The 15,231-nt window shown below is 69.1% G+C and carries 11 protein-coding genes and 1 pseudogene; 6 read left to right on the forward strand and 6 right to left on the reverse strand.

What is annotated here, in order from left to right; all coding sequences use genetic code 11:
• Both MLGJGCBP_RS07575 and MLGJGCBP_RS07580 read left to right on the forward strand, forming a co-directional pair.
• Positions 1-480 (forward strand): annotated as a pseudogene (locus MLGJGCBP_RS07575) (NAD(P)H-quinone dehydrogenase); the annotation flags it as partial.
• 167 nt (positions 481-647) lie between these two features.
• Positions 648-1,832, forward strand: coding sequence for an aminotransferase-like domain-containing protein (locus MLGJGCBP_RS07580; protein WP_160094639.1), 1,185 nt, complete (start codon positions 648-650; stop codon positions 1,830-1,832).
• Here MLGJGCBP_RS07580 and glpK read toward each other — a convergent pair.
• On the reverse strand, positions 1,817-3,310 hold the full coding sequence (gene glpK, locus MLGJGCBP_RS07585) for a glycerol kinase GlpK (RefSeq protein WP_087558372.1): 1,494 nt from the start codon (positions 3,308-3,310) through the stop codon (positions 1,817-1,819). The two genes, MLGJGCBP_RS07580 and glpK, sit on opposite strands and share 16 nt — an antisense overlap.
• A gap of 50 nt (positions 3,311-3,360) precedes the next feature.
• On the opposite strand from glpK, the gene glpD reads away from it, so the two are divergent.
• Positions 3,361-5,103 (forward strand): glycerol-3-phosphate dehydrogenase, encoded by a 1,743-nt coding sequence (glpD, locus tag MLGJGCBP_RS07590; RefSeq protein ID WP_087558371.1) that lies wholly within the window; start codon positions 3,361-3,363, stop codon positions 5,101-5,103.
• Here glpD and MLGJGCBP_RS07595 read toward each other — a convergent pair.
• Together MLGJGCBP_RS07595 and MLGJGCBP_RS07600 are read right to left on the reverse strand one after the other, a co-directional pair.
• On the reverse strand, positions 5,081-5,617 hold the full coding sequence (locus MLGJGCBP_RS07595) for a hypothetical protein (RefSeq protein WP_160094640.1): 537 nt from the start codon (positions 5,615-5,617) through the stop codon (positions 5,081-5,083). The two genes, glpD and MLGJGCBP_RS07595, sit on opposite strands and share 23 nt — an antisense overlap.
• Positions 5,618-5,801: 184 nt before the next feature.
• Positions 5,802-6,761 carry an oxygenase MpaB family protein gene (locus tag MLGJGCBP_RS07600; protein ID WP_160094641.1) on the reverse strand — a complete coding sequence of 320 codons (960 nt, stop codon included), beginning with the start codon at positions 6,759-6,761 and terminating at the stop codon, positions 5,802-5,804.
• 53 nt (positions 6,762-6,814) lie between these two features.
• On the opposite strand from MLGJGCBP_RS07600, the gene MLGJGCBP_RS07605 reads away from it, so the two are divergent.
• Both MLGJGCBP_RS07605 and MLGJGCBP_RS07610 read left to right on the forward strand, forming a co-directional pair.
• Entirely contained in the window at positions 6,815-7,393 is a 579-nt protein-coding gene (locus MLGJGCBP_RS07605) for a TetR/AcrR family transcriptional regulator (RefSeq protein ID WP_160094642.1), read from the forward strand.
• Between the two features lie 7 nt (positions 7,394-7,400).
• The gene (locus MLGJGCBP_RS07610; protein WP_160094643.1) at positions 7,401-8,132 is read left to right on the forward strand and encodes a DUF1353 domain-containing protein; all 732 of its coding nucleotides are present in this window, start codon (positions 7,401-7,403) and stop codon (positions 8,130-8,132) included.
• Here the strand turns inward: MLGJGCBP_RS07610 and MLGJGCBP_RS07615 are convergent.
• Positions 8,129-8,878: a DNA-formamidopyrimidine glycosylase family protein gene (locus MLGJGCBP_RS07615; RefSeq protein WP_160094644.1), complete on the reverse strand. Its 750-nt coding sequence runs from the start codon at positions 8,876-8,878 to the stop codon at positions 8,129-8,131. The genes MLGJGCBP_RS07610 and MLGJGCBP_RS07615 overlap by 4 nt on opposite strands.
• Before the next feature lies 1 nt (position 8,879).
• Positions 8,880-13,388, reverse strand: coding sequence for an ATP-dependent helicase (locus tag MLGJGCBP_RS07620; protein ID WP_201452993.1), 4,509 nt, complete (start codon positions 13,386-13,388; stop codon positions 8,880-8,882).
• A gap of 90 nt (positions 13,389-13,478) precedes the next feature.
• Here MLGJGCBP_RS07620 and MLGJGCBP_RS07625 point away from each other — a divergent pair, with 90 nt between their 5' ends.
• Positions 13,479-14,942 (forward strand): HNH endonuclease signature motif containing protein, encoded by a 1,464-nt coding sequence (locus MLGJGCBP_RS07625; protein ID WP_160094646.1) that lies wholly within the window; start codon positions 13,479-13,481, stop codon positions 14,940-14,942.
• Between the two features lie 13 nt (positions 14,943-14,955).
• On the opposite strand, the gene MLGJGCBP_RS50375 is transcribed toward MLGJGCBP_RS07625, so the two are convergent.
• Complete coding sequence (locus tag MLGJGCBP_RS50375; RefSeq protein ID WP_179220244.1) at positions 14,956-15,093, reverse strand: hypothetical protein; 138 nt, start codon at positions 15,091-15,093, stop codon at positions 14,956-14,958.
• Between the last annotated feature and the right edge of the window lie 138 nt (positions 15,094-15,231).

The following is a 15,231-nucleotide window of genomic DNA, read 5'->3' on the forward strand; positions in this document are numbered from 1 at the left end:
TATGCGGCGGGCGACTGCACCGGCTTGCTGCCGCTGGCGTCGGTCGCCGCCATGCAGGGCCGCATCGCGATGTACCACGCGCTCGGCGAGGGCGTCAGCCCCATCAAGCTGAAGACGGTGGCGTCGGCCGTGTTCACCCGCCCCGAGATCGCGACCGTGGGCGTCAGCCAGGCCGCGATCGACGACGGTGAGGTGCCTGCCCGCACCGTCATGCTCCCGCTCAACACCAACCCGCGCGCGAAGATGTCCGGGCTGCGTCGCGGTTTCGTGAAGATCTTCTGCCGTCCGGCCACCGGTGTGGTGATCGGCGGCGTGGTGGTGGCCCCCAACGGGTCGGAGCTGATCCTGCCCATCGCCATCGCCGTGCAGAACAACCTCACCGTCAACGATCTCGCCGCGACGTTCTCGGTGTACCCGTCGCTGACGGGGTCGATCACCGAGGCGGCTCGCCAGCTGATGCGGCACGACGACCTGGATTGATCCCGAAATGTGGGAATCGCATTTCACATAGTGGCTCTTGCGGTGAGATAGTCGAGGCACGGTCCGAAATCATCGGCCGTGCCTCGGCGCTCTCCCGCCCCGCAGACCCAGGACGGACAGGGTGTTCTCACCTGATCTCCGCTTTGACGTGCCTCCTGGGAGTCGACATGCCGCAATCACTTGCCCGCCGCATGGAGGGGCTGCACAGCTCCGCCATCCGTGATCTGCTCACCCTCACCGCCCGGCCCGACGTGGTCAGCCTCGCGGGCGGGCTGCCGGACCCCGAATTCATTCCGCGGGAACGGATCCGGAAGGAAGCCGAACTCGCGCTCGCGGACCCGGCGTCCGTCCAGTACGGCGAGACCACCGGGCTGCGCAGGCTCCGCGACGTGCTCGCCGCACGGGAGGGCGCCAAGATCGGCCGCCCACTCGACGCCGCGGACGTCGTCGTCACCCACGGCTCCCAGCAGGCGCTGAGCCTGCTCGCCCAGGTGCTGCTCGACCCCGGCGACGTCGTGATCGTCGAGGAACCCGCCTACACCGGCGCGCTGCAGGTGTTCCGTGCCGCGGAGGCCGACGTCCGGTCCGTCCCACTCGACGCCGACGGCATGGACACCGCCGCCCTGCAGGGCCTGCTCGAGTCCGGACTGCGGCCCACCGTCGTCCACACGGTGAGCAATTTCCACAACCCGCGCGGCGTCGTCCTGGCGGCCGGCCGCCGGGAACACCTCGCCGCACTGGCCGACCGCTACGGCTTCTGGGTGATCGAGGACGACCCGTACGGCGAACTCTTCTTCGACGGACCGCCGCCCGCGCCTGTCGCGGCCCTGTCGGACCGGGTGATCCGGCTGTCCAGCGCCTCGAAGATCCTGGCACCCGCGCTGCGGGTCGGGTGGCTGCACGGCGACCGGCGGGTGTGCGAGGCCGTCGAATTGCTCAAACAGGGTGCGGATCTGTGCGGTTCGTCACTGACCCATCAGATCGCCGCCGGACTGCTGTCGGACGAGCCGTGGCTGGACCTGCACCTGGAGATGCTGCGCGCCCGCTACGGGTCCCGGGCCCGGGCACTCGCCGACGGTGTCGCCTCGACGTTCGGCGACCGCGCCGGCGTGTCCTCGGCCGTGGGCGGAATGTTCTGCTGGACCGAGTTTGCCGACTCGGGCCTGGATACAGCCGCGCTGCTGCAGACCGCCGTCGAGCACGGTGTGGCCTTCGTCCCCGGATCGGCGTTCGGCGTCGCCGCGGAACACCGGAGCGCTCTGCGGCTGTGCTTCGCGACCTGTCCGGAAGACGTGCTGACGGGCGCGGCGGCGAGGCTCGGCGACGCGTACGCCGATCACGCCCAGTCGTAGGTCCGCTCGACCGCCTTGTTCCACTCGGCGTACAGCCGGGTGGACTCGGCCTCGTCCATTCCGGGCTCCCAGGTCTTGTCGACGGCCCAGTTCGCGCGGATGTCGTCCTCGCTCTCCCAGAATCCGACGGCCAGGCCCGCGGCGTACGCGGCGCCCAGCGCCGTCGTCTCGTTGACGACGGGCCGGATGACGGGCACCGCGAGAATGTCCGACTGGAACTGCATGAGCGTCTCGTTGACGACCATGCCGCCGTCCACCTTGAGGGAGGCGAGTTCGACGCCCGAATCGGCGCGCATCGCCTCGATCACCTCGCGAGTCTGATACGCGGTGGCCTCGAGGGCGGCCCTGGCGAGATGGCCCTTGTTCACGAACCTGGTGAGTCCGACGATCGCCCCGCGGGCGTCGGGCCGCCAGCGTGGGGCGAACAACCCGGAGAACGCGGGCACGAAGTAGGCGCCGCCGTTGTCGTCGACCGACTTCGCCAGATCCTCGATGTCCTTGGCCGAACTGATGATTCCCAGGTTGTCGCGCAGCCACTGCACCAGCGAGCCGGTGACGGCCACGGACCCCTCGAGCGCGTAGACGGCTGGTTTGTCGCCGATCTTGTAGCAGACGGTGGTGAGGAGGCCGTGTTTGCTGTGCACGGGTGTGGTTCCCGTGTTCAGTAACAGGAAGTTCCCCGTCCCGTACGTGTTCTTTGCTTCGCCTTCGGACAGGCATGCCTGCCCGAACGTCGCGGCCTGCTGATCGCCGAGGATTCCCGCGACGGGCACACCCGGCAGCGTCCCCCGTTCGCGTCCGACGCCGTAGATCTCCGACGAGCTGCGGATCTCCGGCAGCATCGACATCGGGATGCCGAAATCGGCGCAGATCTCCGGATCCCAGTCGAGGGTCTCGAGATTCATCAACAGCGTCCGGGAGGCGTTGGTGACATCCGTCACGTGGGTGCCCTCGGTGATGTGCCACAGAATCCAGCTGTCGATCGTGCCGAAGCAGAGCTCGCCGGCCTCCGCCTTCGCGCGGGCGCCGTCGACGTTGTCGAGGATCCAGCGGACCTTCGGCCCCGAGAAATACGTGGACAGCGGCAGGCCGGTGCGCTTCTGGTAGCGGCCCGGGCCCTCGTCGCCGCCGAGCTGCGTGCACAGTTCGTCGGTGCGCGTGTCCTGCCACACGATGGCGTTGTACACGGGTTCTCCGGTGTTCCGGTCCCACACGACCGCCGTCTCGCGCTGATTGGTGATCCCGATCGCGGCGATGTCGCGTTTGGTGAGATCGGCCTTCGCGAGCGCGGACGCCACCACCTCGCGGGTGTTGATCCACAGCTGCTTCGGGTCGTGCTCCACCCAGCCTGCGCGCGGAAAGAACTGCTCGTGTTCCTTCTGGGCGACGCTCACCACGGCGCCGTCGTGATCGAAGATCATGCAGCGGCTGGAGGTGGTGCCCTGGTCTATCGCGGCGATGTACTGAATCACACGCATGAAGCTACTAGCCTGGGCATGAATCCGTCGTCATCTCACAGGAGCCCGAGTTGAGTAGTCAGCCTGGTGTGCAGTTCCTCGGTCCCCGGCAGCGCGATGCCGCCTGGGACGAGCTGCAGACCGAACAGTTCGACGTCGTCGTGATCGGCGGTGGTGTGGTCGGTGCCGGTGCGGCCCTGGACGCGGCCACCCGCGGGCTGAAGGTGGCGTTGGTGGAGGCGCGCGACTACGCGTCCGGAACGTCGAGTCGCTCGTCGAAGATGTTCCACGGCGGGCTGCGCTATCTCGAGCAGCTCGAGTTCGGACTGGTCCGGGAGGCGCTCCGGGAGCGTGAGCTGTCGTTGACCACCCTCGCGCCGCACCTGGTGAAGCCGCTCAAGTTCCTGTTCCCGATCACCCACCGGCTGTGGGAGCGGCCCTACATGGCGGCAGGAATCTTCCTCTACGACCGGATGGGTGGCGCCAAATCGGTTCCGCCGCAGAAGCATCTGACCCGCGCGGGTGCGCTGCGGATGGCGCCGGGCCTCAAGCGCAACTCGCTGACCGGCGGCATCCAGTACTACGACACCGTCGTCGACGACGCCCGGCACACCATGACCGTCGCGCGCACCGCCGCCCACTACGGGGCGGTCGTGCGGACGTCGACGCAGGTTGTCGGTTTCCTGCGGGAGGCGGACCGGGTGTCCGGGGTACGGATCCGGGACTGCGAGGACGGGCGCACCGCGGACGTGAAGGCGAACGTCGTCATCAACGCGACCGGGGTGTGGACCGACGAGATCCAGGCGCTGTCGCGGCAACGCGGCCGTTTCCGCGTCCGCGCGTCCAAGGGCGTCCACATCGTGGTGCCCCGAGACCGGATCGTCAGCGACGCCGCGATCATCCTCCGCACCGAGAAGTCGGTGCTGTTCGTCATCCCGTGGGGCAGTCACTGGATCATCGGCACCACCGACACGGACTGGAACCTCGACCTCGCGCACCCGGCCGCCACCAAGGCCGACATCGACTACATCCTCGGTCACGTCAACAAGGTGCTGGTGACGTCGCTGACCCACGACGACATCGACGGTGTCTATGCGGGTCTGCGTCCCCTGCTCGCCGGGGAGAGCGACGAGACGTCGAAGTTGTCGCGCGAGCACGCCGTCGCGCGTGTGGCGCCGGGCCTCGTCGCCATCGCGGGCGGCAAGTACACCACGTACCGTGTGATGGCCGAGGACGCCGTGGATCTCGCGGCCGAGGACATCCCGGCGCGGATGGCGCCGTCCATCACCGAGAAGGTGCCGCTCGTGGGTGCGGACGGCTATTTCGCGCTGGTCAACCAGACCGTGCACCTCGGACAGTTGTACGGGCTGCACCCGTACCGGGTGAAGCACCTGCTGGACCGGTACGGCTCGCTGATCGGCGAGGTGCTCGACCTGGCGGCCGACAAGCCGGAACTTCTCCAGCCCCTCACCGACGCACCCGCCTACCTGCAGGTCGAGGTCGTGTACGCGGCGGCGGCCGAGGGCGCGCTGCACCTCGACGACATCCTCGCCCGGCGCACCCGCATCGCGATCGAGTACTCGCATCGGGGGGTGAACTGCGCCGAGCAGGTGGCGCAACTGGTCGCTCCGGTCCTCGGCTGGGACGCCGACGACATCGACCGCGAGGTGAAGACGTACCAGGCGCGGGTGGAGGCGGAGGTGCAGTCGCAGGCGCAGCCGGACGACCTGTCCGCCGACGCGCTGCGGGCGGCGGCACCGGAATCGCGGATCGAACTGCTCGAACCGCCGGTCAGTGTGTCAGAAATACCTTGATCACCACGATGGCCGCTGCGACGGCGGCGAGGCCGACCGCCGCCCAGTGGGTGCCGGACGTGACCTTCTCGCGGCGGAGACGGCTGATCACGTAACTGATCGACGCGATCCGGGTGATCATCGCGAACTCGGCGATCAACTGCGCAGTCCTCGGCTCGAGCCAGCCGATCAGCGCGGTGCACAGGATGACGCTGGGGACGACGGCCGACGTCAGGATGGGCAGGCTGTCGCGGAGCTCGCTGCTACGTTCGGCTCGGGTGAGAGTGCGGTCGAGACGTAGTGTCTGGCCGACGGACTCGGCGAAGACGTGCGCGAGGAATGTGGACAGCGCCGCTCCGACAACGATCGCGATGCCGACGGTCTCCTGCGCCTTGGTGACGGGGATGAGCGCCGCGAGGACGAGGATGTTGCCGTAGATGTAGGCGCTGATACGCCGGGCGACACGCTCGGTGTCGATCGGGGCGTCGGTCAGCTGCGCGGGGCGGTTGAAGAGTTTCGGAAGGTCCCACTCCATGGCCCCGAGCATTCCACGCGCACGCGGTCAGCGAGTGTGGACGAGCGTTTTCGGTGCGTGTGCGGCGACGACCCCGGAGAGCGCCATGACGAGGAGGGCTGAAACAGCGATGAATTCCATGTGATTCAGCGTCGTCCCGGAACCCGTGAGCAATGTGGGCGTTGCCTGTGAGCTCCCTGGGAACTCAGACTTTCGGGCTGTAGTGCTGCGGGTCGTCGCGCCGGTCGACCGGGGGAAGATTGCGCCGGGGCGTGTGGACGAGCGGTGCGTGCGCGGGGGCGCGTCCGGTCTCGCGGTCCCAGCCGGCGCGGGCGCGCGGGTGATAGCGGTACCGCCAAGGGACGAGGCGGAAGGCGGCGTTCACGGCGCGGCCGACGAGAGTGTGCAGGCGCTCGTCGCGGGTGGTCCAGCGGTAGCCGAGGAGGTCGCGGACCGGTGGGTCGTACATGCCGACCGTCAGCCACACGAAGCCCCTCGCCACCGGGATGCGGAGGATCGTCCAGACCGGGGCGGGCAGCCACGACAGGAACGGGGGAGCGCCGAGTCCGGACAGGTCGAGGACGTCGCGGGTGGCCTTGTTGTCCTCGAGGACGTTGCGGCACATGTGATCCCAGTACTCACAGAACGCTTCCCAGGTTTCCGGGACGGGGCGCATGCTCATCCCGTACAGGCGGTACCACTGAATGTGCTCGGTGAAGAGGCGGCGCTTCTGGTCTTCGGTGAGGCCACCCATGAAGTTGTCGCCGGTGAGGATGGTGCCCATGAAGAACGTGGCGTGCGCCCAGTAGAACGTGTCGGGGTCGAGGGCGTGGTACCTGCGGCCGTGTTTGTCGATCCCCTTGATGTCGTCGTGGTATCCCCGGACCTGTTCGGCGGTCCGCTGAGCGCGGTCGCCGTCGAAGACGACGCCGCCGATCGGGTACAGCGACCGGTAGAGCCGCTCCCATCGCTCGTCGAAGAAGCGGGAGTGTTCCTCGACTCCGGCGCCGAGACCGGGGTGCATGTTCTGCATCGACCCGGCCCACACGCCCTGCAGCATTCCGCGCCAGTCGCCGAAATACTTCCAGGTCAGCGAATCGGGGCCGAGGGGGGCGGGGTCGGAGGCCGGGACGGACGTACCGTCCGAGTTCACGTGACTACGCACGTTGTCAGACTAGGATCTGACAACACGCGTAGTCAAGGATTGGGGCGAGAAGAGTGACGCTGGAGGACCGGCGGGAAGCACGGCGGAAGTCGCTGCTGCGGGCGGGCGTCGCACTGCTCGGTGCGGCGGACGGGCCCGCCGTGAACGTGCGCGCCGTCTGCCGCGCGGCATCGCTGACCGAACGGTACTTCTACGAGTCGTTCCGGGACCGGGACGAATTCGTGCGCGCGCTCTACACCGCGGTGGGAGACGAGGCGCAGGCCGCTCTCGTGGCGGCGGTGGCGTCCACCGAGACGGCACGGGAGCGCGCCGAGGCGGCCGTGGACGCATTCGTGAAGCTGATGGTCGACGATCCCGCCATGGGCCGCGTCCTGCTGCTGGCGCCCCTGTCCGAACCCGCGCTGAGCAGGCGGGGCATCGACCTCATGCCCGGCTTCGTCGGACTCGTGCACGACCAGCTCTCCGCCGTCGACGACGAGGTGGAGAAGCAACTCGTCGCCGTCGGGGTGGTCGGCGCCCTCACGACGCTGTTCATCGGATATCTCGACGGAACTGTTGCCGCGTCGCGCGAGCAATTCGTCGCGCATTGCGTCACTCTGGTGGTGCAGGCAAACAAGGCCGGCCACGAGTGAGGTGCGCATGCCGTTCCAGGTGTCCGTGGACGATCCGACTCGCCCGCAACCCGAGCTCCGGGTACTCGACCGCAAGTTCTTCCAACTCGTCGGCGAGTTCGTCTACGTCCACGGAGACACGGTGGTGACGGTGCCCGGCTGCGCCCCGATGCCGTGCCTGCTCCGCACGGATCTCGCCTCGATCCCGGCGCCGCTGCAGGGTCTGCTCACCCCGTACGGCCGGCAACTGCTTCCCGCGATCATGCACGACGACCTCTGCAAACGTGCGAGCGCGCTGGGGCCGGAGGGAAACACGCTGCGACGCCACGCGGACGAACTGTTCCGGCTCGCCCTGCTCGACGAGGGCGTCGGACCGTTCCGCAGCCGCATCTTCTGGGTCGGCGTCGAGGTCGGCCGGTTCTGGACGTTCACCGACGTCGTCCGGTTCCTGCTGATCACGCACCAGGTGCTCGGGATGCTGTGCTGGGTGGTGGGCGTGCCGTGGGCCGTGGCGACCTCGCACTTCGGCCTGGCCGCCCTCCTGCTCGTGCTGCCGGTCCTACTGTCGCTGGTGTGGCGCAGAGATTTTCCCGTCGCCCTGCTCGGGTGCATCCTGCTGCCTCTGATCGCGCCGACGTATCTGCTGACGATCGGCACCGCCGCGGTGCTGTGGGTGCCGGACGGGGCCGCCTGGTTGCTCGGCCGCAGGCGGACGCGCCGACCTCCGCCGCTCGGACCGCCGACGACGGTCCTGCGCTAATCCGCTCTTGGCGGTTGGCAGTACGTGCAGAAGAAGATCTCCTGGCGGCCGAGGTCGTGGCCTTCGATCACCGTCCCGCAGCGGCGGCACCGTTGTCCGGCCCGCCCGTACACCCACGGCCGGCGACGGATCGAGTTGTTCTTGTCGGCGTGAATCATGCGATGCGCGAGCGTGACCATGGCGGGCAGGTCGGTCACCTCGGACGCCGGAGTGTACGGGTGGACGCCGCGGAGGAAGCAGACTTCGTTGCGGTACACGTTGCCGAGACCGGCCAGATTGCGTTGATCGGTGAGGGCGAGACCGATGGGCTGCTCGCCGGCCGCCCGCAGATTTTCGATCGCTGCGCCGGCATCCCAGTCCGGGCCCAGCAGATCGGGTCCGAGGTGGCCGACCGCGGACTCCTCGTCGTCACGCCGGAGGATCTCGGTGATGCCCAGCGAGAATCCGACCGCCACCCGGTCTTCGGTGGCCAGCACTATGCGCGCCTGGTGCGCCGGACGCCGCCACCTCGAGTCCGGCGCGTAGATGTGCCACGCACCCTCCATCTTCAGGTGCGTGTGGATGGAGTGGTCGCCGACCCGGATGAGGAGGTGCTTTCCCCGGCTGACCACCTCGTCGACCACCTCACCGGACAGGTCGACGGTGGCGTACCGGGGCACCCGCACGTCGCACCGGGTCAGGACCTTGCCTTCGAGGGCATCGCGCAGCGAGTTGGCTGTGCGCCAGACGGTGTCGCCTTCGGGCATGTCAGGCTCGCAACCGGAATCCGCGTGGAGTGGGCGAGAACCCGGCCTCGGTCAGGATCGGCGCGAAGTCGCTGCCGTGGATGGTGTCACCGTCCACCTTCTCGACCACGATCCTGTCGATCCCACCGCGCTTGACGACCCCGGCGAGCGTGACGGCCGCGGTGCGGAGCACACCCGGGTCGTCGGTGAACGTGAGAACGGTGCGGCCGCCGCGTTCGACGAACAGGATCAGCTCGCCCTCCACCAGCACCACCAGTCCGCCGGCCTTGCGTCCCGGCCGGTGCGCGGGCGCGTCGTCACCGCGTCGCGGCCAGGGCAGGGCCGCACCGTACGGGTTGGCGGGATCGCTGGCGGCGAGCGTCACGGCGGGCAGTGTGGTGTGCCTGCCCTCGAGCGAATCGCCGTAGCTCCGGAGCCGGTCCACCACGGGGGGAGTGGAGAACTGGGCACCGCCGAGCGACTCGACGAAATGTCCCCGCCGGCAGCGGCCGTTGTCCTCGAACGTGCCCAGCACTTTGTACATAAGCGCGAAGCCACCGGGAACGTTCTCGGTCATCACGGACCCGCGGGTCACCACCCCGTACCGCTCCAGCAGCAGTTCGGCCGTGGCGCTGGCCCGCAGCGTGGCATCGGATTCGGCGGCGGGCAGAATCGACCACCGTCCCCCGACCGTGGGCGGCGCCGTGCGCACCGGCACCGTCAGATTGCGATACGCCCGGGCGCGCGGGGGACGTCGCGGCGACCGGTGGCTCGTGGTGGTCCTGGACGTGTCGGACAGCAGGGCACGTACCGGGGCGAGGGTGTCGTTGCCGATGTGACCCAGCCACACCAGATCCCACAACGCGGTGGCCAGCGCGGTGTCGTCGGACATCTCGAGGGTGTCCGCGAGTTGCCGGAAGAAGTACGCCCCGCCGCCGGACAGCGTGTCGAGCACCCGGCTCTGCACGTCGGTCAGGTCCGACTCCGTGGGCGCGGTCAGTGTGAGCGGTGCGGTGTCGGCGGGGTGAAGGCACACCCACCCGTCCTTGCCGGAGATGCTGCCCGCGCCCGACCACAGCACCTCACCGGTGGACGTGAGTTCGTCGAGCATGGCGGGGGAGCAGTCGGCGACCCGGGACGGCAGGATCAGTGACTCGAGTGCCGACGCGGGAACGGGGACGCCGGCAAGCTGTTCCACGACGGTCGCGACGCCGTCGATACCGCGCAGCGTGCCCCCGACGTGCTGCCAGGCCGGGAGGAAGCGGCCGAGCGTCGCCGTGCTGACCGGTTCGACCTCCTGACGCGCCGCGGCCAGCGAGCGCCTGCGCAGGCGGCGCAGGACCTCGGCATCGCACCACTCGCTGCCCGTCGCCCCGGGGCGGAACTCGCCTTCGACCACCCGCTTGCCCTGCGCGAGCCGCTGCAGGACGTCGCGGGCCACCGCCGAACCGAGACCGAAACGGGCCGCGGCATCGGTGATCGTGAACGGGCCGTGGGTGCGGGCGTACCGGCTGATCAGGTCGGCCAGCGGATCGTCGACGGGTTCGATGAACGCGGCGGGAACACCGATGGGCAGCGGCACGCCGAGCCCGTCGCGCAGGCGCGCTGCATCCTCGATGGCCGTCCACCACTCGCGACCGGCGAAGGACACGCCGAGCGCCCGCTTCGCGCGCACGAGTTCGTCGAGCCAGGGGGCGGGATCGGCGGTCGATCGTGCGGCGACCTCCTCGGAGGTGAGCGGCCCCAGCAGGCGCAGGAGGTCGGCGACGCCCTCGAGGTCCTTCGCCTTGCGGTCGGGGAGCAGTCGCTGGAGTTCGAGTTCGGCGCGGGCGATGACGTCGGCGTCGAGCAGTTCCCGCAGTTCCACCCGCCCGAGCAGTTCCGCCAGCAGGGTCGAGTCCAGGGACAGGGCCGCGGCCCGGCGTTCGGCGAGCGGGCTGTCGCCCTCGTACATGAACTCGCCGACGTAGTTGAACAGCAGTGCCCCGGCGAACGGTGACGGCGACTGCGTCTCCACCTCGACGATGCGGATCTGCCGTCGTGCGAGCCTGCGCAGCAGGTCTTTCAGCGCCGGCAGGTCGTACACGTCCTGCAGACACTCGCGGACGGTCTCGAGCAGGACCGGGAACGTCGGATACCGGCGGGCCACGTCGAGCAACTGGGCGGACCGCTGCCGCTGCTGCCAGAGCGGTGCGCGCTTCCCCGGTGTGCGGCGGGGCAGCAGCAGCGCCCGGGCCGCGCACTCCCGGAACCGGGACGCGAACAGCGCCGATCCGCCGACCTGTTCGGTGACGATGTCCTCGATCTCGTCGGTGTCGAAGACGAAAAGGTCGGCGCCGGGCGGCGTGTCCTCGGTGTCGGGGAGGCGCACGATGATGCCGTCGTCGGATGCCGTCGCGTTCGAGTCGAGGCCGTAACGCTCACTCAGCCGGGCACTGACCGCCAGCGCCCAGGGCGCATGCACGCGTTGGCCGTACGGCGAATGCAGAATGAGGCGCCAGTCGCCGAGTTCGTCCCGGAACCGTTCGACCACCAGCGTGCGGTCGGTGGGGACCTGCCCGGTGGCCGTCTTCTGCTCGGTGACGAGTTGAACAAGATTGTTCGTGGCATTCTCGTCGAGCCCACCGGTCCGGCAGCGCTCTTGCACCTCTGTCTCGTGCCCGAGCGAGATCTCCCGCAGGAACTGCCCCAGCGCCTCGCCCAGTTCCGCAGGCCTGCCCAGACCGTCGCCGTGCCAGAACGGCAGCCGCCCCGGCTGGCCGTACGCGGGGCTGACCAGCACCCGGTCGAAGGTGATCTCCTCGATCCGCCAGCTGGTGGCCCCGAGCGCGAAGACGTCACCGACCCGCGACTCGTACACCATCTCCTCGTCGAGTTCGCCGACGCGGGACGCCTTCTCACCGACCATGTAGACCGTGAACAGACCGCGGTCCGGGATGGCGCCGCCCGACGTGACCGCCAGCCGCTGCGCGCCGGGGCGCCCGGTGAGCGTGTTCGCCTCGCGGTCCCAGACGAGGCGGGGCCGGAGTTCGGCGAACTCGTCGGACGGGTAGAGGCCCGCGAGCAGGTCGAGGGTGGACTCGTACGCCGAGCGCGGCAGCGTCGCGAAGGAACCACTGCGCCGAACCGTCTCGAACCAGTCGTCCACGTCGAGCGGTTCGAGGGCGGTGGCCGCCACCGTGTGCTGGGCGAGGATGTCGAGGGGGTTGGCGGGGACCGCGAGTGCCTCGATCTTGCCGGTGACCATCCGCTCGACGGTGACGGCGCAGTGCACGAGATCGGTGCGGTGCTTCGGGAACACCACACCCCGGGAAATCTCGCCGACCTGGTGTCCGGCGCGGCCGACGCGCTGCAGACCGTTCGCCACGGACGGGGGCGCCTCCACCTGGATCACCAGATCGACGGCACCCATGTCGATTCCGAGTTCGAGGCTGCTCGTCGCGACCACACACCGCAGCCGCCCCGACTTCAGGTCGTCCTCGATCAGGGCCCGCTGGTCCTTGCTGACCGACCCGTGGTGGGCGCGGGCGAGCAGCGGGTCCGCACCGAAGTTGACCTCCGACGGCGTGCCGATCTGCGAGGCCGGTTTCGGGTTCTTGTCGACGGCGGTCCCGGCGCGTTCGGCGTAGATCTCGTTGAGCCGCGCCGTCAGGCGCTCGGCCAACCGCCGCGAGTTCGCGAACACGATGGACGAGCGGTGCGCCAGGACGAGATCGACGATCTGCTCCTCGACGTGCGGCCAGATCGACCCCGCCTGCGGGGTCGCCGACGCCGAACCCTCGGCGGGCTCGGCGAGACCGAGTTCGGTCATGTCCTCCACCGGAACCTGCACGGTGAGATCGAACGTCTTCGGCGACGGCGGTGCCACGATCCGGATCGGCGCCGAACCGGACAGGAACCGGCCCACCTCCTCGTGCGGCCGCACCGTCGCCGACAGGCCGATGCGCTGCGCCGGGGTGTCGAGAAGCCGGTCGAGGCGCTCGAGCGACAACGCCAGGTGCGCGCCCCGCTTGGTGCCGGCCACCGCGTGCACCTCGTCCACGATGACCGTGTCGACCTGCGTCAGCGTCTCGCGCGCAGCGGACGTCAGCATGAGGAACAGGGACTCGGGGGTGGTGATGAGGATGTCGGGCGGATTCTTGATCAGCGCGCGCCGATCGCCGGCCGGTGTGTCGCCGGAGCGGACACCCACCGAGATCTCCGGCGGCGTGAGCCCGAGCCGCTTGGCCGTCTGCGTGATCCCGACGAGCGGGGCGCGCAGGTTGCGTTCGACGTCGACACCGAGCGCCTTGAGCGGGGAGATGTAGAGGACCTTGGTCTTGCGGTCCTTCCCGTCCGTGGCGGCGAGTTGATCGAGCGACCACAGGAACGCGGACAGCGTCTTGCCCGAACCGGTCGGTGCGACGACCAGCGTGTGCGCTCGGCTGGCGATCGACTCCCACGCACCGAGCTGCGCGGCCGTCGGCGCGGGAAACGCACCCTCGAACCACTCGCGGGTGGCAGCGGAGAACCTGCCCAGGACGTCAGTCACCGTTCCATAGTGCACCGGGGGTCCGACAGGCGGCGGGGACATGGTGGGCGGTCCGCCGAACTTGTCGGTGGGGCGCAGTATGATTCGAACATGAGTTCGACCGGGGGGTTCGCGGCGCATCGGGTGACGGAACACCTGACTGCGTTGGCTGCTGCCGTCACGGGACTGCTCGACGCCGATCTCACGGGTGTGTCGGATTCCGACGTGATGCTGACGATGCAGCAACTCGAGAAGTCCCTCCGCCGCGCAGGCGCGGTCTCGCAGCGGCTGATCGTCGAGAGTGTCGAACGCTCGCTGCCCGCGACGCTCGGCTACAACTCACCGAACAAACTCCTGATCGACGTGCTGCGCGTGTCGTCGGCGGACGCGTCGGCCCGGGTGTCGGCTGCCCGCAACCTCGGCACCTGGCACACACTGTCGGGCGACGACCTGCCGGCGGCACTGCCGGAAACGGCCGCCGCGCAACGCGACGGTGCCATCGGCCACGATCACGCCCGGGTGGTCTCGAAGATCATGCGCAAAATCCCGCACGCCGTGTCGAATGCGGACGTCGCCGCAGCCGAAGCGATCCTGGCCGAATGCGCGCGTGGCGGCACCCCGGAGGACGTCGAGAGTGCGGGTCACCGACTGCTCGCCTACCTCGATCCCGACGGTCGTCTCACGGACGATCGCGATCGGGCTCGCCGACGCGGCATCTCACTCGGTCGTCAGGACGCCGAACTGATGTCGAAGATCTCCGGTGAACTCGACCCCACCGGGCGCGCCCTCCTCGACCCGATCCTCGCGAAATGGGCCCGCCCCGGCATGAACAACCCGGACGACCCCGAGTCGCCACGCGGCGACGCCGAGGATCCGTCGATCGACCGTGACGCGTTGGTCGCGGCGGCTGCGCGGGACACGCGCACCGCGGCGCAACGCAACCACGACGCCCTCGGTGCGATATTCCGGGTCGTGCTCGAATCTCAGATCCTGGGTCGGCACCGCGGTCTGCCCGTCACCGCGATCATCACCATGACGCTCGCCCAACTGGAGAAAGCGGTGGGCGGTGTGGCGACCACGGCCACCGGAGGTCTCCTTCCCCTCGACGACGCGTTGAAACTCGCGGAGAACGCGCACCCAGTGCTCGTCCTGTTCGACCACGATGGCAGGCCCCTGCATCTCGGACGGCTCCGACGCGTGGCGAGCGCGGACCAACGGCTAGCTCTCATCGCCGCCGAAGGTGGGTGCACACGTGCGGGCTGCGCGGCCCCGGCCAGTATCTGCGCGGTCCACCACGTGCAGGAGTGGCGCAACGGTGGACGCACCGACATCGACTCGCTGACGCTCGTGTGCGATGCCTGCCATGCTCGGGTGCACGACGGTCCTGCAGGTTGGGCGACCACCAACGCGCCACCCGGTGACGTGTACGCGGGACGCACCGAATGGATACCGCCACCGCACATCGACCCGGACAGAAAACCGCGAATCAATCACCGGCACCACGCCGGTGAGCTGATCGACCGTGCCCGCCGGAGGCTCCGCGACCGGATGCGCGCCGAGGACCGAGTGCCGTAGCCGAGGCCTGTGTTCACACCGTCGCGAGATCCGCGGCGGGTACTGCCGGAGCGAACGACGGCGACGGCACCTCGACGGTCGACGACTCGTGCTCGGCGAACACCACGTACGCGCCGACAGCGAGTAGCGCCAGCACAACTGCGCGGATCATCCTGAACACGTTGTCTCGCTTCGGTCGAAGGGCGGTGCGTCACGGGTGGAGCCGTCAGACACTAGTAGTACTTTGTTAGATCGGCGTGTCGGCTCGAGTTTTCGTGATTTTCTCGAGAGCATGCGGGCATGGATACAG

The sequence above is a fragment of the Rhodococcus sp. T7 genome, from assembly GCF_009872365.1.
GTDB lineage: Bacteria > Actinomycetota > Actinomycetes > Mycobacteriales > Mycobacteriaceae > Rhodococcus_F.